Source organism: Caulobacter sp. GW456-12-1-14-TSB4 (assembly GCF_059424195.1).
This window is the reverse complement of the sequence record NZ_JBWKZF010000005.1, coordinates 243,275-260,233: the sequence shown is the minus strand read 5'-3', so window position 1 is coordinate 260,233 and position 16,959 is coordinate 243,275. Positions and strand designations below refer to the sequence as shown.

Below are 16,959 nucleotides of genomic sequence, written 5' to 3'. Positions count from 1 at the left end.
TCGCACGGAGCGGCGCCAGACTTCCCGCCATGTCTGACTCACAGCCGGGCGAGATCCGCCTCGCCGCCACCATACTGCTGCTTCGGGACGCGCCGGCGTTCGAGGTGCTGATGGTCAAGCGCCACCACCAGATCGACTTCGCCGCCGGGGCCCTGGTGTTCCCGGGCGGCAAGAGCCACGGCGGCGACAGCGACCCGCGCTGGCGTGACCTGGCCATCGGCTTCGATGAAGTTGGACAGGACGGCGTGGCCCTGCGCATCGCGGCCATCCGCGAGGCCTATGAGGAGGCCGGCGTGCTGCTGGCCCGTGAAAAGGACGGGGCCTTCTATGCCGGCGAGGCGGCCAAGGATATCCGGGACGCGGTGGCGCAGGACAGGGTGGCTTTCATCGACGTGGTCGAGGATCTGGGCCTGAAGCTGGACCTCTCGGCCCTGACCGTGTTCGCTCGCTGGATCACGCCCAAGCTGATGCCCAAGCGGTTCGACACCTGGTTCTACGTCGCCCACGCGCCGCTGGCCCAGCAGGCGATCTGCGACGGCCACGAGGCGGTCGACGCCGAGTGGATCGCGCCCAGCCTGGCGCTGGACCTGGCGGCCTCGGGCGAGCGCAAGGTGATCTTCCCCACGCGCATGAACCTGCAGCTGCTGGCCGAGAGCGCCGACCCCGCCGACGCCGTGGCGCGGGCCGAGGGGCGGGCGTTGGTCACGGTCGAGCCTTGGGTCGACGGCAAGGTCCTGCGGATCCAGGAAGACGCGGGCTACGGCCCCGTGACGGAACCGCTTGAGGCGCTCTAGTTCTTCAGGCCCGGTCCTGCCGCGTTCACCCAGCCGACCACGTCGCCCAGAACCTTCCCGACAGCCTGGTCGTAAGCCGGCACGATGGCGCCGACGCGGTTGTCGGCGGCTTTCACCTTGGCCTCGAAGATCTGGTCGCCGACCAGGGCGCGGTCGCTGTTGCGGTTGAGGACGGCGCGTACACGCACCACGATCTCGGGAGCCGCTTTCGGACCATTGATGTAGTCGGCCTCGAAGGTGCGGACCTCCAGGCGTAGCACCAGGTCGGCCTTGGCCACTTCGCCGCGACCGATCAGGCGCGCGCGGCCCGGATCGTTCTCGAACGCGCGGGCGGTGGCCTCCTCGAACAGGATGAAGGCCGGCGATACCCAGCGGGCCCCGGCGATATAGGCCACCTCGCCATTGGTCACGGTCAGCAGGCGGTCGCCGGCGGCGGCGCGGGTGAAGGCCGAGGGAGCCTTCAGCACGCCGAACATCGCGCCCGCCGGACCCTTGGCCGCGCTGACGTCGGCGTCGCCGAAGCGGTACATCGACGCCGGCTTGGTCTTCGGGAAGACGCTGATGCAGGCCGAGAGGCTGAGCGCCACGGCCGAGACGGCCAGGATGCGAGCTGCGTTGCGGATCATCGGGCTCACGGCTTGACCTCCACTTCCTTGGCCGGGGCCTTGCCGACCACGCCACGGGGGTTCTGTTCGACGTCGGCGACCAGGCGGTCCAGGGACTCGGCGGCCGATTGCAGGGTGACGATGGCCGCCGACAGCTGCGGCAGGCCGGTGCTGGCGAAGTCGCTGGTCGGACCTTCCAGCTTGCTGACCATGGCGCGGGCGTCCTTGGCGGCGGCCTTCAGTTCGGCGGCGGCGTCGCCGGCCTCCTTCAGGGTGCGTTTGGCGTCGCCCTCGACCAGGCCGTTGGCGTTGTTGGTCAGGTTGGTGATCGACTGTGCGGTCGCATCGATGCTCTGCAGCGCCTTCTGGGCGTCGGCGATGATTTCCTTGCGCTCGCGCAGCTCGGCGGTGACCGCCTGGACGTCGCTGAGCGAGGCGCTGAAGGTCTTGATGTTCTGGTCGGACAACACGCGGTTGACGCGGTCCAGCGCCTCGATGGTGCGGGTCAGCACGGTGCCGCCGCCTTCCAGCAGGTCGGAGAGGGCGCTGCGCTGGCTGCGCAGCACGGGGACCTTGCCGTTCTTGACGGTGTCCTTCAGCAGCTCCTTGTTCGGCGAGCCGGCGGTGATCTGGACGTAGTTGACGCCGGTGATGCCCTGCGGCTCCAGCGTGGCGTAGCTATCGACCTTGACCGGCACGTCCGAGGTCATGCGCACGCGGGCGATGACGCGGTTAGGGTCGGTCTTGTCCAGCTCGATACGGCTGACCTCGCCGACCTTGATGCCGTTGAAGTGCACCTCGCCGCCCGTCGACAGACCGCGCACCGGACCGATGAACAGGATGTCGTAGAGGTCGTAGTCCTTGCTGAAGCTGAGCTTGGCCAGCCAGACCACGAAGATCACCAGGCCCATGAACAGAGCCAGCGATATGGCCCCCACCAAGGCGTAGTTGGCGTTTCTTTCCATCAGAAGTCGGTCCTCGCCTCGGCCGGATCCTCGGCGGTCGCGGCGGCGCGACCCCGGGGGCCCAGGAAGTATTGCTTGATCCAGGGATGATCCGAACGCTCGAGTTCGCGAACGGGCGCCACCGCGACGACCTTCTTGTCGGCCAGGACGGCGACGCGGTCGGTGATGGCGTAGAGGCTGTCCAGGTCGTGGGTGATCATGAACACCGTCAGGTCCAGGCTGTCCGACAGGTCCTTGATCAGGGCGTCGAAGGCCTCGGCCGCGATCGGGTCGAGGCCGGCGGTGGGTTCGTCCAGGAACAGCAGTTCTGGGTCCATGGCCAGAGCGCGGGCGAGGCCAGCGCGCTTGCGCATCCCGCCCGACAGCTCGGCCGGCTTCAGCAGCGCGGCGCGGGCGGGCAGGCCGACCATGGCGATCTTCAGGTCGGCGATCTCCTCGATCTCGCGACGGGGCAGCTTGGTATGTTCGTAGAGCGGCGCGGAGACGTTCTCGCGCACGGTCAGGTTCGAGAACAGCGCGCCCGCCTGGAAGAGGACGCCCCAGCGGCGCTCGACCGACGACCAGCGACGGCGCGAGGCCACGCGCATGTCGCCGCCGAACAGGCGGACCGTGCCGCCGTCCGGGACCTTCAGGCCGATGATGGTGTTCAGCAGCACCGACTTGCCGGTGCCCGAACCGCCGACCACACCCAGCACCTCGCCGCGCTCGACCTTCAGGTCCAGGCCGTCGTGGACGGTGTTGTCACCGAACATCGAAACCAAGCCCTGCACCTCGATCGGATGCTTCTCGGCCTCGGCCGTCTCGATGGCCGGCGGGATTTCAGCGGGGCCGGTCAAACGTCCAGCTCCATGTAGACGAGGGCGAAGACCGCATCGATCAGGATGATGGCGAAGATCGCGTGCACCACGGCCGCCGTCACCCGCCGGCCCAGCGACTCGATGTCGTTACCGACCTCCATGCCCTGCCGGCAGCCGATGGCGGCGATCACCGCGGCCATCACCGGAGCCTTGGACATGCCGATCCAGAAATGGGTGGGGCCGACGAAGTCGATGACCCGCTGCAGGAAGAAGGTCGGCGACAGGTCCAGCACGACCCAGACCACCAGCATGCCGCCGGCCAGGCCCGCGATGGTGGCCACGAAGACCAGCAGCGGGATGGTGAAGAGCAGGGCGGCGAAGCGCGGCAGCACCAGCGCCTCGTAAGGGTCCACGCCCATGACCTGCATGGCGTCGATCTCCTGGTTCATCTTCATCGAGCCGATCTCGGCCGCGAAGCTGGAGGCCGAGCGGCCGGCCAGCAGGATGGCGGTGATCAGGATGTTGAACTCGCGCATCACCGAGATGCCGATCAGCTCGACCGAATACACCTGGGCCCCGAACTCGGTGAGCATGTTGGCGCCCAGCAAGGCCACCACCGCGCCGATGAAGAAGGTCGTGGTCGCCACGATCGGCATGGCGTCCAGACCGGCGCGCTCGCACAGGGCCACGACGGGCGCCCAGCGGATGCGGCGCGGATCGGCGATGCAGCGGCCCAGGGCGACCAGCAGGTGGCCCAGGAAGATCATGGTGCCGTAGCCGTCCTGGAACAGGCCGAAGACGCCTCGCCCGATCCGCTCCAGCAAAGCGTGGAAGCCGCCCGGACGGACGGTCGGCTCAGGCTCGACCTGAATAGCGGCGCGGACCAGTTCCAGCAGGCGCAGCACCTCGCGGCGCGCCTGGACGTCCTTGGGTTCGAGGTTTTCGCCGCCCGCCCGCAGAATCGCATAGGCGCCGGCGGTGTCGCAGCGATTGACGCCCGTCAGGTCCATATCGATGGCGCGCTTGCCCGACAGGTCGGCGTCCAGGCGCAAGCCCGCGTCGAACAGGCCCCGAGCGGTCCAGTCCCCCGTCAGCACGGCCGTCGTGCGGCCGTCCTGATCGGTCAAGGTGAAGTCCGCCGGTAAAGCCATGAAGTCCTAGGGGCTCGTTTCCTGGTTATATCCAAGCCCCGCCGTGGACCTGACAAGCCCAAAACGCGCCAAGGCGCAGCTTGTTGCTGGTTAACGTTCCGCGCTCGGAAAAAGGCGTCGCGCCGTCGGCCTCGACATTGTGGTGCGGCGCGAGCGCGCAGGGGTCCGACCTTCAGTCTTGGTTAACGGATTCCCGTCACGAACATGGTCAACGAATTCTTATTTTTCCGGACCGGAGCCTTAACGCATGAGCGCGCACGCCAAGCTTGATCAGCGGATGGCCTTCATGCGGTTCGACGAGCGGTCGCGGTCGGCGCTGCGTGCGCTGAAGCCGGTGATCGACGCCGAGATCAATGGCGCCCTGGGTAAATTCTACAACCAGGTCCGCACCTTCCCCGAGACGCGCGGCAAGTTCCGCGACGACGCCCACATGGCCAACGCCGAGCGCGCCCAGGCCGCTCACTGGCGCCGGATCGCCCAGGCCGACTACGGCGACACCTATGTTCGAGACGTCGAGCGGATCGGTCGCGCCCACGTCGATGCCGACCTGCAGCCGCAATGGTACATCGGCGGCTACGCCCTGGTGGCCGAGGAGCTGATCCGCGCCGTCGTCGCCAAGCGCGCCAAGGGCCTGTTCAACAACGCCAAGTCAGACACCGATCTGGCCGACGGCCTCTCGGCTCTGACCAAGGCCGTGTTCCTGGACATGGAACTGGCCATCTCCAGCTATCTGTCGCTGCTGGAAGAAGAGCGCGAAGCCCTGGAAGCCGAGCGCGAAGCCGCCGAGCAGAGCCAGGCCCAGGCCGTGAAGGCCGTGGGCGAGGCCCTGCACCGCCTGGCCGGTGGCGATCTGTCGGCGCGCGTCGAAGGCGACCTGGCTCCTGAATTCCATAGCCTGCGGGTCGATTTCGAGAAGGCCGCCGGCGCCCTGGCCGACGCCATGCGCTCGGTCGAGCAGTCGGCCGGCGGCATCCGTTCGGGCGCGGACGACATCGCCCGCAGCGCCGAAGACCTGTCGCAGCGCACCGAGCAACAGGCCGCCACGCTGGAGCAGACGGCGGCCGCCGTCGAACAGCTGACCAGCGCCGTCGGCAAGACCGCCAAGAGCGCCCGCGAAGTCTCCTCGCGCGTCAGCGAAGCCTCGACCGAGGCCGAACGCTCGGGCGACATCGTCACCCGCGCCGCCGAGGCCATGACCAAGATCGAGGCCCAGTCCTCGCAGGTGAACCAGATCCTGGGCATGATCGATGAGATCGCGTTCCAGACGAACCTGCTGGCCCTGAACGCCGGCGTCGAAGCCGCGCGCGCTGGCGACTCGGGCAAGGGCTTCGCGGTCGTGGCGCAGGAAGTGCGGGCCCTGGCCCAGCGCTCGTCGCAGGCGGCCAGCGAGATCAAGTCGCTGATCACCGAATCGAGCCGCCAGGTCAGCGAAGGCGTCGACCTGGTCGGCCAGACGGGCGAGGCCCTGCGCGGCATCCACGAGAAGGTCGGCGGCATCGACGAACTGGTCAACGCCATCGCCGCCTCGGCCAGCGAACAGGCCACGGCCCTGGGCCAGGTCAATTCGGCCGTGAACCAGCTGGACCAGGTGACCCAGCGAAACGCCGCCATGGTCTCGCAATCGACCGAAGCCACCCACGCCCTGCGCGTCGAGGCCGCGGACCTGTCGAACCGCGTCAGCGCCTTCCGCCTGGGCGGTCGCCCGCAGAGCTTCCAGCCGACCCCGCGCGAACAGCCGGCCGAGAACCCCGTCCACGCCGCCCGCGCCCGAGTCGCCGCCTTCGCCCGTCCGGGGCGGTAAAGGCTACCTCGGCGGCGGGGCCGTCGAGGCGCGGTGGATCAGTTCGAAGGGCAGGAGCTCATCGACCGGCCGTTCGGGCGGGTCGTTGCTCTTGGCCCGGGCGATCAGCAGCTTGGCCGCCACCGAGGACATCTCCGCCACCGGCTGACGCACGGTCGTCAGCTGTGGGCGGCTGAAGCGCGAGCTGGGGCTGTCGTCGAAGCCCGCCACCGACACGTCGCCCGGCGTCATCAGCCCGGCCTCGGCGATCGCCGCGATGCAGCCCAGGGCCATGTCGTCATTGCTGGCGAAGATCGCCGTCGGCCGCTCGGGCAGGGCCAGCAGCGCCTTGGCCTGCTCCAGTCCCGACTGGAAGGTGAAGTCGCCCTGGCGCACCCAGCCGTCGGCCACCGGCAGACCCCGCGCCTTCATGGCGTCCAGATAGCCCTGCCGCCGCGCCTGGCTGGCGCCGTAGCGCGGCTCGCCGACGATGAAGCCAATGCGCTTGTGGCCGAGGTCGGCCAGATGGTCGGTCATCTCGCGGGCGGCGGCGACGTCGTCCATGTGCACGCGCGGGCCCAGGCCCTCGGCCTTCTCCGGACCGACGCGGACATAGGGCGTGCCGGTCTTGTCCAGAATCTCCAGGACGCCGGGATTATCGGAGGATGGCGGGGTCAGGATCACGCCATCGGGTTTCAGGGCGGCGAGGAATGCGGCGACGTCCTGGCGGACATTGGGGCCGTCATTGTCGATCAGCTCGATCAGCAGGTGATAGCCCTGGTCGCGGCAGACCAGGGTCGCGCCCAGCTGGATGCGGGACAGGTAGTCGGCGCCGCGCTCGCTCTGCCAGTGATCGATGGTCAGGGCCGCGTCGACGAAGACGGCGATCACGAACGAACGCGAACCGGCCAAGCTGCGCGCCGACAGGTTCGGGCTGTAGCCGAGCTCGCCGGCCGCCTCCAGCACGCGATCGCGCATGGCGGGCCGGACGTTCGGCTCCTTGTTCATCACCCGCGAAACGGTCTTGATCGAGACGCCCGCCCGCGCGGCGACGTCGTAGATCGTCACCGAAGCCATGAGACCGTCCCGACGCTGCTTTGACTCATGTTCATCACAGCCAACCTAGAGCGTCCCCAGCCGATAAGGAAACACCCCCTTGTCTCATAAGGGGTAGCCAGCCACTGTGCCCTCGACGCGGCGCCAGATCGCGGCGAGCCTGTTTCGTGAAACAGGCTCCATTCAAGAATCTTGGAGCATGGTGTCGCCATGTTCCTGGGGGAGGTGAGTAGAGTGCGGCCTGACGATGGGGCCCGGCCCAAGGAGCCGGTGCGCGCGAATTTCATCGCCGCCTATACCCTGGCCCAGATCGGGGCCTTCGTCTCGTTCCAACCCCTGCTGCAAGTCCTGCTGCCGCTGAAGGCCGAGGCCATCGACCATGCCTCCAAGGCCGTCGTGTTGAGCCAAGTCGCTTTCTACGGCGCGATCGCCGCCAGCATCGCAAACCTGCTGGCCGGGGCGATCAGCGACCGCACCACGTCACGTTTTGGCCGCCGGCGGCCTTGGATGGTGATCGGGGCGATCGGCGCCTCCCTGGCTTACCTCTCGATCATGCATGCCGCGACGCCGCTGGCGCTGGTCGCCGGCGTGGTGCTGTTCCAGCTGACCTTCAATCTATGCTTCTCGGCCCTGGTGGCGGTGATGCCCGACCGGGTGCCCGACAATCAGAAGGGATCGGTGGCGGCGTTCCTCAGTCTGGGCAACCCGATCGGCACGGCCGTCGGGGCGGTGGTCATCGGCAGCCTGCTGGTGGTCGAGTGGCAGCGCTACGCGACCATCTCGGCGGCGCTGCTGCTGGGTCTCGCGCCCTTCGTCATCCGCCTGCGCGATCCGCCGCTGTCCAAGGCCGACGTGCCGCCGTTCCACCTGATGGAGTTCATCCGAGGGCTTTGGGTCAGTCCGCGCAAGCATCCCGACTTCGCCTTCGCCTGGGCCGGGCGGTTCATGGTGCTGGTCGCCCTGAGCCTGGTGCAGTGCTACATGCTCTACTTCCTTCAGGACGTGATGGACTATCCCAAGCTGTTCCCCGGCCGTCGCGCCGAGGAGGGGCTGGCGTTCCTGACCACGGTCTCGACGGTCTCCAACGTCGCCCTGGCCATGCTGGGCGGGATGCTGTCTGACAGGCTGAAGCGGCGGAAGCTGTTCGCGTTCGGGGCGGCCGTCGTGCTGGCCTCGTCGATGCTGGTGTTCTCGATGTCGCCCAGCTGGCCGGTGCTGGTGGCCGCCTATGTGGTGTTCGGCATGGGGGCGGGCTGCTTCTGCGCCGTCGACATCGCCCTGGTCACCCAGGTGCTGCCGTCACAGCGCGACGCGGGCAAGGACCTGGGCGTCATCAACCTGGCCAACACCCTGCCGCAAGCCTTGGCGCCGGCGCTGGCGGTGTGGAGCCTGGGACCCAGCCACGAGAACTTCCACGTCTTCTTCCTGATGGCCGCGGGGCTGGCCCTGGCTGGCGGTCTGGCGATCCTGCCGATACGAGGGGTGCGTTAGTCACCCTTCGAGGCCGCCTTGCCACAATTCCGCGTCGTCACCGATCCCGACGATCCCGCCGTCGCTCCGTTCCGGGCGATCAAGGAGCGCGACCTGGTGGGGCGCGAGGGCCTGTTCATCGCCGAGGGCGAGACGGTGCTGCGGGCCTTCGTCCGCGACGCGCCCGAGCGGGTCGTGTCGCTGCTGATCGACCCGAAGCGCAAGGACAAGCTGACCGACGTGTTCGACGGCCTGCCGGACGAGACGCCGGTCCATTTCGCCGACCAGGCAGTGGTCGACGCCATCGCCGGTTTCCACCTGCATCGCGGGGTGCTGGCGGTGGGGCGCAAGCCCGATCCGATCCCCGCGCGCGACTTGCTGGCGAGCCTGCCGGCGCGCGCGGTGGTGCTGGTGCTGTGCGGCATCGCCAACCACGACAATATCGGCGGCATCTATCGCAACGCCGCGGCCTTCGGGGCCGACGCGGTGATACTCGACGCCGACTGTTGCGACCCGCTGTATCGCAAGGCTATCCGCGTTTCAGTCGGCGCGGCGCTGTCGATCCCGACCGCCAAGCTGGAGCGGGGCGAGGACATCGCCGACCTGCTGGCCGCGACCGGTTTCGAGGGCCTGGCGCTCAGCCCCTCGGCGACCGAGATCCTGGCGCGCCTGAAGCCCGCGCCCCGGACGGCGGTTCTGCTGGGCGCCGAAGGGCCCGGCCTGACTCCCGAAGTGATGGCCAAGGCGCGGACGATCGGCATCCCGATGGCGGGCGGCTTCGACTCGCTCAACGTCGCCACCACCAGCGGGATCGTGCTGCACCATCTTCGGTTCGCCTCAGGACTAGGAAAGATGGGCTAGGAAACATGGGCTAGGAAACCGGTTTCCCAGTCTTTAGGGTCGCGTCCCACAACATCCCGTCAGAAGGCTAGATCCATGCTGAACCGTCGCGGCGCCCTGGCGACCTTTGTCACCGGCTTCCTCGCTTCGCTGGCGGCCAAGAGCGTCGAGGCCGCGCCCGTGGATCAGGATCCGACCGAAACCATCGTCCTGTGGCCCGCCGGCGCGCCCGGCGGCGAGAAGGTCACCGTCGAGGAGGTGATCCTCGAGCGCGGCGATCCCAACGGCGTGCGCGACCGGGCCATGGCCCATACTCGCAAGCCGGTGCTGGTGGTGTTCCGCCCCAAGACCCCGAACGGCGCGGCGGTGATGCTGATCCCCGGCGGGGCCTATGTGCGGGCGGTGCTGGACAAGGAGGGCTACGAGATGGCCCGCTGGCTGAATCAGCACGGCTACACCTGTTTCGTCCTGTTCTACCGCATGCCGGGCGACGGCTGGGCGGCCGGCGCCGACACGCCGCTGCAGGACGCCCAGCGCGGCATCCGCCTGGTCCGTAGCAAGGCGGCCGAGATGGGCTTCAGCGCCGATCGCGTAGCGATCATGGGATTCTCGGCCGGCGGCCACCTGGCGGCCAGCCTGACCACCCGCTTCGCCGACAAGACCTATGATCGCATCGACGCCGCCGACGACCTGCCGGCCAAGCCCAACCTGTCGGGCCTGATCTATCCGGTGATCAGCATGGACCCGGCCATCGCCCACGCCGGCTCGCGCAAGGAGCTGCTGACCGCCGACGCCTCGCCCGAGAAGGCCGCCGCGATCTCGCCCGAGCGTCTGGTGACAGCCGGCCTGTCGCCGGTGTTCCAGCTGCACGCCGCCGACGACAAGACCGTGCCGGTCGAGAACAGCCTGGTGATGTTCGCGGCGCTGAAGGCCAAGGCCGTGCCGACCGAGCTGCACGTCTTCGAAGAGGGCGGCCACGGCTTTGGCCTGCGCGGCACGCCCGGCAAGCCCGTGGCGGCCTGGCCCAGCCTGTTCGAGACCTTCGCCAAGCGGCACGGGATCTAGCAGTCCGCCTTCTCGCGAAGCTTCCAGGCGGCGATCTCGGCGTCGCGGAACTTGATCCACTCGCCGCGCAGCACCGCCGGCCGCTTGCCGTGGCGTTCCTCCAGGAACTCCGCGCCGACCACGCGATCGGTGCGGAAGGTCCGGAAGGCCTGGCGCAGCTCGCACCAGGCGATGATCATCCGGATCGTCTCGCGATAGCCGACCGTCACCGGCCAGATCACCCGCGCGCTGACCGCGCCCGCCCCGTCGCTGTAGTCCAGGCGAATCTTGCGACCGGCGTGGATCCAGGCGCGGACCTGAGCGACGTCGATGCGGTCGGTCTCGGGCTTCCAGGCTGGTGATGCGCCGATCGCCGGCTCCAGCACATAGGGCCGCAGGCGGTCGGGCACGGCGGCGGCGATCTTGCTGATCAGGTCGTTGGCGGCCTTGGCCAGGACGGGGTCGCCGCGTCCCGCCACCCACTGCGCGCCCAGCACCGCCGCCTCGATCTCGTCGGGGGTCAGCATCAGCGGCGGCATGTCGAAACCCGCCTCCAGCACGTAGCCGATCCCGGCCTCGCCGCGGATCGGCGCGCGCTGGCCGACCAGCGCGGCGATGTCGCGATAGACGCTGCGTTTCGACGTCTCCAGCTCGGCGGCGATGGCGTCGGCGGTCACCGGCGCGCGGCTGCGGCGCAGGATCTGGATGATCTGGAAAAGGCGTTCGGCGCGTCTCATGGGATCGAATATCGCTGATCGTTGCTGACAGCATGCTGGCAGTAGCCTGGCGGTAGCAAGTCGTCACCACGACAATCCAGATCGGAGAGGGACGATGATCACGCTGTTCGCCGCCGGAGCCGGGTTCGGGCTGCCCGAGATCAGCCCCTATGTGACCAAGACCGAGGTCCAGCTGATGATGGCCGGCCTCGCCTACAAGAAGACTCAGGGCAGCCGCGAGACCGCGCCCAAGGGCCAACTGCCGTGGATCGAGGACGCCGCCATGGCGATCGGCGACTCGACCTTCATCCGCGCCCATATCGAGCAGAAGTACGACATCGATCTGGACATGGGCCTGTCGGGCAAGGAGCGCGCCCAGGCCTGGGCGATCGAGCGGATGATCGAGAACCAGCTGGGCTGGGTGAACGCCTACTTCCGGCATCTGGACCCGGCCAACTTCGCCAAGGGCGCGGCGCGGTGGTTCGACCCCGCGCCGGAGCATCTGCGTGAGGATTTGCGGAAGGGTTTCCAGGAAGCCGTCACGACCAATGTCCGCGCGGTCGGCGTTGGTCGGCACCTGCGCGAGGAGGTCACTTGGCTGGGCAGCCTGTCGCTGCGCTCGCTGGACGAGCTGCTGGAGGACAAGGCCTATCTGATGCGCGACAGCCATCCGGTCGGCGTCGACGCCACCGCCTTCGCCATGCTGGCCGGGATCATGACGCCGCACTTCGACTCGCCGCTGCGCCGCGAGGCCGAGCGTTATCCGCGCCTGGTCGATTATGTCGGCCGGATGATGGCCCAGTTCTATCCGGCCCATCCGTGGGGCCTGCGCCAGGCGGCATGAGTGAGGTAAGATAACGGTACCAAATTGGTCGTACGAGTTTGGGTGATAATCAATTGATTGGTCAGGCCATTTTTCGTTGCGTGGCTGGCCAGTTCCGCTAGGTTAGCCAAGCACGACAGGTGAGGTTTAATCCTTGGCCTGATCGGATGCTCGTCGACCAAGGCGCTGCGTATCTTGCGCCAACCTCCTCCCGGGGCGGACGACGATGGCGGCCGGAGTCCTCCCTCCGGTCGCCCCGCCGGGCTCTGCCTGGTAAGGCCACTCTGGATTGCAACGCTTCGCGAGCGCTTGTGAGCCGACGGGACGCGCGCTAGTCCTGTTTGACGCGCCGATCCTGGCGTCTGTCCGTGGCTGCTCGTGATGTCGACCCCTTCGCCGGATTCCAGGCTCTACCAGCAGGTGGCCGCGACGATCAGCGGCGCGATCGCCGACGGGACCTATCAGCCTGGCCAGCGCCTGCCTTCCGAGCGCGACCTGGCCGACGAGTTCGGCGTTTCCCGTCCCACCGTCCGCCGCGCCGTCATCGCCCTGGAGATGCGGGGCCTGCTGGAGGCCCGCCAGGGCTCGGGCGTCTATGTGCGCCTGGACCAACCGCCGCCGCCGGTGAAGGATCTCGACATCGGGGCGTTCGAGCAGGCCGAGGCCCGTCGCCTGTTCGAGGGCGAGTCCGCCGCCCTGGCCGCCACCCTGATCACCGACGAGGAGCTGGCCTATCTCGAGACCCTGGTCACCGAGATGAACAGCGACGCCTCGACCAAGGAACAGTCCGAGCTGGCCGATCGCCAGTTCCACATCTCGATCGCCGCCGCCACGCGCAACAACGCCGTGGTGCGGATCGTCGAAGGCGCCTGGGACCTGCGCTACCGCTCGCGGCTCTGCATGCAGATGCTGGAGAAGGCGAGCCACGTCCGCAAACGTCCGCTGAAGGACGAACACCAGGAGATCGTCGAGGCTCTGCGCACCCGCGATCCAAAGGCCGCACGCGCGGCGATGCAGGCGCACCTGGGCGGGCTGATCGAGAACCTGCTGCTGACCGCCGAGCTGGAGGCCATCGAGCGCACCCGAGAGAGCCTGGCGGCCAAGCGCGAGGAAATCGCCCTCCGGGCCGCGAGCGCGGCGAAATAGGATCTACTTGTCGAAGATCTTCTTCGGCATCACCACGTGGACGCCCTTGTTGCGGTCGACCAGCTCGGTGATTTCCACATCGCCGGCGACGCTGATCAGCATATAGGCGTCGTCGCGGGTCATGCCCTTCGCCGCCACCAGGAAGTCGATCATGTTGCGCAACGCCTTGCGCGTGGCGTTGCTGAGATCGTCGTCGAAGCCCATCGCGATATAGGCGTCCGGCGTCTCGGCGCGGGGGTAGGGGCTTTTCTCACCCTTGTGCAGGATGAACTGGAAGGTCCCGGTCAGCGAGGTCTCCAGCGCGGTGATATCGACCTCGCCATTGCCCTGGGCGGCGTGACCGTCGCCGGCCTGGAACAGGGCCCCCGTGGCGTGGACCGGCAGGAACAGGGTCGTGCCGGCGACCAGCGCCTTGTCGTCCATATTGCCGCCGTTGATGGTTGGCGGGGCGCTGTCGTAGCGGCCGAAGGCGGGCGGCGGCGCCACGCCCATGCTGCCGAAGAACGGACGCAGCGGCACGTTGATGCCGGGGCCGAAGCGGCCGAGCATCTTCTCGCGATCCAGCGGCACGATCTTCATCCGCGCATAGGGGAAGTCGTCGGTCAGGAACCCCGCGCCGTAGCGGAAGGCGTTGTAGGCGTAGGGGATATCGATATCGATCTTGAGGATGCGCACCTCCAGCGTGTCGCCGGGCTCCGCGCCCTCGATCGCCACGGGGCCGGTCAGGATGTGGCCGCCCGGGCCGCGCGCCGAGGCCGGCACGTTGTCGTACACCGCGCGCAGCTCAGGCTGGATGTCGGCCGCAGCGACCCCGGCCTTGGCCAGGCCGGTCGGGTTGTTGGTCAGCAGGGTGTGCATGACGACCGTATCGCCCGACTTGATCGTCAGGGCCGGTTTGTCGGTGGCGTCGTAGTGGCCCCAGGCGACGGTCTGGGGCGTGGCGGGCAGGTCCCAGGTGTTGGCCGCGACAGGCGAGGCCACGCACAGCGCGAGCAGGGTGAAGGCCAAGGCGCGCATGGGGATCAGTCTCCGCTGGGAACGGCGAAGCTTTCGATGGTTCCGCGGCCGGCGCAAGCGGCGGGCAAAAAAATGGCCGGATCCGCAGGTGGGATCCGGCCGCAGGAGGGGACCTAGAAAGAATGAGGGCAGGGCGCCCTAGAAGTTGACGTCCAGACGGGCGCCGAAATAGCGGAAGGCGTCTCGGCCCGGGAACCAGGTCCTGCCCACCGCCGTCGGGATGGCGGGGTTGCTGTAGCCCGAGGTGCCGTTGCCCAACCCTTGCGCGTAGCGCTTGTCGAACAGGTTGTTGGCGAAGGCCGTCAGCTTGTAGCGGCCCTGGACGTCGTTGATGCCCAGCGTCAGGTCGGTGATGCCATAGGCCTTCTGGACCGTGCGCGGGTCCTGGCTGAGCGAGAAGTTGATGTCGTCCTGCCAGCGGATGTTGGCGCCGACGAACGCCTTGAAGGGCATGCCCGGCAGGTCGATGTCGTACTGGCCGCCGATGTTGAACTTGAACTTCGGCACGTTGTTCAGGCGCTTGCCGTGCAGGTTCTGGACGCGGCCGTTGGTGGTGGCCGTGCGGTAGCACTCGCCCGGCTTGCCGATATAGCCGGCCGGCTGCAGGGGCAGGTCGTTGGTGGCCGGCTGGGCGTTGTTGCAGGGGCCGTTGGGGAAGTCGATGACCGTCGCGTCGGTGTAGGCGAAGGCGCCGTTCAGGCGGAAGTTCGAAGTGATCCGCGCGACGGCGTCCAGCTCGACGCCCTGGGTCCGCAGCTGACCGACGCTGTTCAGGAAGGTCAGGAAGGTGCCATCGGGCAGGAACGACGTCACCGAGGTCTGGAAGCCCTTGTAGTCGGCCCGGAAGACGGTGGCGTTGAAGTAGACCCGGCGGTTCAGGAGGCTGCTCTTGAAGCCCAGCTCATAGTTCTTGGCGGTCTCGGGCGGCACGGGCATCTGCGCCGCGATCCGGGCGTCGAACGTGCTGACCAGGTCATAGGCCTGACCCTTGTAGCCCGTCGAATAGGTCGCGTAGGTCATGATGTCCGGCGTGACCTTGTACTGCAGGCCGATCTTGCCGGTGAAGGCGTCGTCCTGGTCGGCCTTGCCGAAGTACTGGTGCGTGGTCGGCGAGGTCACGGTCGTGTTGGCGAAGATCGTCTTGTCGAACTTGTAGCTGATCTTCTGGCGGTTGATCCGCGCGCCGCCGGTGACGCTGAGCCTGTCGGTCAGGTCGAAGGTGGCGTTGGCGTAGGCCGAATAGTTCTTGTTGGTGCTTTCGGCCAAGTAGCGGGCCAGCTGCAGCACCGGGCCGCGGTTCAGGTAACGGTCCAGGTCGTTCTGGGCGTACCAGAGACCGGCCACGTAGCGGAACCGAGTATCGCCCGGCGAGGTGAGGCGGAACTCCTGGGTCCAGCTGTCGGCGTGGAAGTAGCCGTTGATCGTCGCGCCGCTGTTGATGCCCGAGGGGCTGGCGACCGGGAAGCCCAGCAGGAACGGCTGGTCGGTGCCGTCGATGTCCTGGAAGTCGACCATCTTCCAGCGATCGTGCGAGGTGATCGACGAGAGGGTGTGACCCTTCAGGATCGAGTCGCCGCCGAAGTCGTAGTCGATGCGGGCGGTCGTACCGAAGACATCCGAATTGCCGCCGCCGATGCGATCGTCGGCGCGCAGGAAGTGATTGTTCTTGTCGAAGGTGATGCCACGCAGGGTCAGGGTGGCCGGGAAGGCGGGCTCGCCCTGGTAGTTGAGGCCTGGCGTCAGCTCGCTGATCACGCTGGCGCAGCAGCTGCTGACATTGTGGTTGTAGCGCGGGGCCAGGCTGAGGGTCAGGTTCTCGGTCGGCGTCCAGACCAGCTTGGCGGTGGCCGTGAAGCCCGAGCTGCCGTTGACGTTCTTGCCGGTGGTCAGGTTCTTGACGTTGCCGTCGTAGTCGCTCTTGGCGGCCGTCAGGCGGATCAGCAGATTGTCGCGGACCGGGCCCGAGATGGTGAAGGCCGCGCGCTTTTCACCATCGTCCGTGGTCAGCGCCATGAACTTGCCAGAGAGTTCCTTGGTCGGGGCGGCGGTGACGATGTTCAGCACGCCGGCGATGGCGCTCTTGCCGAACAGGGTGCTCTGCGGACCACGCAGCACTTCCACCCGCTCGACGTCGATCAGGTCCTTGAAGGCGGCGGCCTGGAAGCCGATCGGCACGTCGTCGATGACCACCGCGACGTCACTCTCGACGGCGATGCCGTTCGAGAAGGTGCCGATGCCGCGCATCTTGATGCTGAAATTGCCTGGCTGGCTGCCGTAGTCGATCGACAGGCCCGGCGACAGCTTCACCAGGTCACCCACTTCGCGGACGTTGTTGCGGTCCAGCACGTCGGCGGTGACGGCGGTCACCGCGACCGGCACGTCCTGCAGGCGCTCGGCGCGCTTGGTCGAGGTGACGATGATCTCCTCGAGCTGGGCGGTGTCGGTCTGCTGAGCCAAAGCCGCGAAGGGCGTGGCGACCACGGCGGCGGCCGTGGAGGCGAGCAACAGCAATCGGATGCTGGTCATGGTCCTGGTGTTCCCTGCGTTTGCCTTTGGCTCACTGTCCGCCGGCTAATTGGTATGCCCAACTGATGACGTATGGTCAGGCCACTTGTCAAGTAGCGCTGTTCGATTAGCGCCCATGGTCTGGGTGGTTGATTTTATTGCTCAATCCAGAAATGGCTTAACCGACAAAGGCCTAGTGACAACGTTGGACATGCAATCGGCGTGCGTTCGGCCTTTACGGCGTCGCGAT

The 16,959-nt window shown here is 67.7% G+C and carries 15 protein-coding genes; 7 read left to right on the top strand and 8 right to left on the bottom strand.

Features of this window, described 5'->3' with window-relative positions; translation table 11 throughout:
* The first annotated feature begins 29 nt into the window (after positions 1-29).
* Complete coding sequence (locus tag AC07YH_RS07240; protein ID WP_494746315.1) at positions 30-794, top strand: NUDIX hydrolase; 765 nt, start codon at positions 30-32, stop codon at positions 792-794.
* On the opposite strand, the gene AC07YH_RS07235 is transcribed toward AC07YH_RS07240, so the two are convergent.
* From AC07YH_RS07235 to AC07YH_RS07220, 4 genes are read right to left on the bottom strand one after another with little or no spacing between them, the layout of a single operon-like run.
* A complete protein-coding gene (locus tag AC07YH_RS07235; RefSeq protein WP_494746314.1) occupies positions 791-1,429 on the bottom strand; it encodes an ABC-type transport auxiliary lipoprotein family protein in 639 nt (212 codons plus the stop codon). The two genes, AC07YH_RS07240 and AC07YH_RS07235, sit on opposite strands and share 4 nt — an antisense overlap.
* Complete coding sequence (locus AC07YH_RS07230; protein WP_494746313.1) at positions 1,426-2,364, bottom strand: MlaD family protein; 939 nt, start codon at positions 2,362-2,364, stop codon at positions 1,426-1,428. Before AC07YH_RS07230 ends, AC07YH_RS07235 begins: the two co-directional genes overlap by 4 nt.
* Positions 2,364-3,200 carry an ABC transporter ATP-binding protein gene (locus AC07YH_RS07225; protein ID WP_494746312.1) on the bottom strand — a complete coding sequence of 279 codons (837 nt, stop codon included), beginning with the start codon at positions 3,198-3,200 and terminating at the stop codon, positions 2,364-2,366. The genes AC07YH_RS07230 and AC07YH_RS07225 overlap by 1 nt, the downstream gene beginning before the upstream one ends.
* The gene (locus tag AC07YH_RS07220; RefSeq protein ID WP_494746311.1) at positions 3,197-4,312 is read right to left on the bottom strand and encodes an MlaE family ABC transporter permease; all 1,116 of its coding nucleotides are present in this window, start codon (positions 4,310-4,312) and stop codon (positions 3,197-3,199) included. The genes AC07YH_RS07225 and AC07YH_RS07220 overlap by 4 nt, the downstream gene beginning before the upstream one ends.
* A gap of 247 nt (positions 4,313-4,559) precedes the next feature.
* Between AC07YH_RS07220 and AC07YH_RS07215 the strand changes: the two genes are divergently transcribed.
* Positions 4,560-6,113, top strand: coding sequence for a methyl-accepting chemotaxis protein (locus tag AC07YH_RS07215; protein WP_494746310.1), 1,554 nt, complete (start codon positions 4,560-4,562; stop codon positions 6,111-6,113).
* 3 nt (positions 6,114-6,116) lie between these two features.
* Here the strand turns inward: AC07YH_RS07215 and AC07YH_RS07210 are convergent, their stop codons facing one another.
* On the bottom strand, positions 6,117-7,169 hold the full coding sequence (locus AC07YH_RS07210) for a LacI family DNA-binding transcriptional regulator (RefSeq protein WP_494746309.1): 1,053 nt from the start codon (positions 7,167-7,169) through the stop codon (positions 6,117-6,119).
* A gap of 213 nt (positions 7,170-7,382) precedes the next feature.
* Here AC07YH_RS07210 and AC07YH_RS07205 point away from each other — a divergent pair, with 213 nt between their 5' ends.
* The 3 genes from AC07YH_RS07205 to AC07YH_RS07195 all read left to right on the top strand — a co-directional run bounded on the left by AC07YH_RS07205 (position 7,383) and on the right by AC07YH_RS07195 (position 10,523).
* Positions 7,383-8,639 carry an MFS transporter gene (locus AC07YH_RS07205; RefSeq protein ID WP_494746308.1) on the top strand — a complete coding sequence of 419 codons (1,257 nt, stop codon included), beginning with the start codon at positions 7,383-7,385 and terminating at the stop codon, positions 8,637-8,639.
* Between the two features lie 18 nt (positions 8,640-8,657).
* Complete coding sequence (locus AC07YH_RS07200) at positions 8,658-9,479, top strand: TrmH family RNA methyltransferase (protein WP_494746307.1); 822 nt, start codon at positions 8,658-8,660, stop codon at positions 9,477-9,479.
* Positions 9,480-9,554: 75 nt separating this feature from the next.
* Positions 9,555-10,523 (top strand): alpha/beta hydrolase, encoded by a 969-nt coding sequence (locus AC07YH_RS07195; protein WP_494746306.1) that lies wholly within the window; start codon positions 9,555-9,557, stop codon positions 10,521-10,523.
* On the opposite strand, the gene AC07YH_RS07190 is transcribed toward AC07YH_RS07195, so the two are convergent.
* A complete protein-coding gene (locus AC07YH_RS07190; RefSeq protein WP_494746305.1) occupies positions 10,520-11,239 on the bottom strand; it encodes a helix-turn-helix transcriptional regulator in 720 nt (239 codons plus the stop codon). The two genes, AC07YH_RS07195 and AC07YH_RS07190, sit on opposite strands and share 4 nt — an antisense overlap.
* Positions 11,240-11,333: 94 nt before the next feature.
* Between AC07YH_RS07190 and AC07YH_RS07185 the strand changes: the two genes are divergently transcribed.
* Positions 11,334-12,062 (top strand): glutathione S-transferase family protein, encoded by a 729-nt coding sequence (locus AC07YH_RS07185; RefSeq protein WP_494746304.1) that lies wholly within the window; start codon positions 11,334-11,336, stop codon positions 12,060-12,062.
* A 360-nt stretch (positions 12,063-12,422) separates the two neighbouring features.
* Positions 12,423-13,187 carry a FadR/GntR family transcriptional regulator gene (locus tag AC07YH_RS07180; RefSeq protein ID WP_494746303.1) on the top strand — a complete coding sequence of 255 codons (765 nt, stop codon included), beginning with the start codon at positions 12,423-12,425 and terminating at the stop codon, positions 13,185-13,187.
* 3 nt (positions 13,188-13,190) lie between these two features.
* On the opposite strand, the gene AC07YH_RS07175 is transcribed toward AC07YH_RS07180, so the two are convergent.
* Together AC07YH_RS07175 and AC07YH_RS07170 are read right to left on the bottom strand one after the other, a co-directional pair.
* Positions 13,191-14,204: an acetamidase/formamidase family protein gene (locus tag AC07YH_RS07175; protein WP_494746302.1), complete on the bottom strand. Its 1,014-nt coding sequence runs from the start codon at positions 14,202-14,204 to the stop codon at positions 13,191-13,193.
* Between the two features lie 138 nt (positions 14,205-14,342).
* Positions 14,343-16,730, bottom strand: a complete 2,388-nt coding sequence (locus tag AC07YH_RS07170) for a TonB-dependent receptor (RefSeq protein ID WP_494746301.1) — start codon at positions 16,728-16,730, stop codon at positions 14,343-14,345.
* Positions 16,731-16,959: the final 229 nt, after the last annotated feature.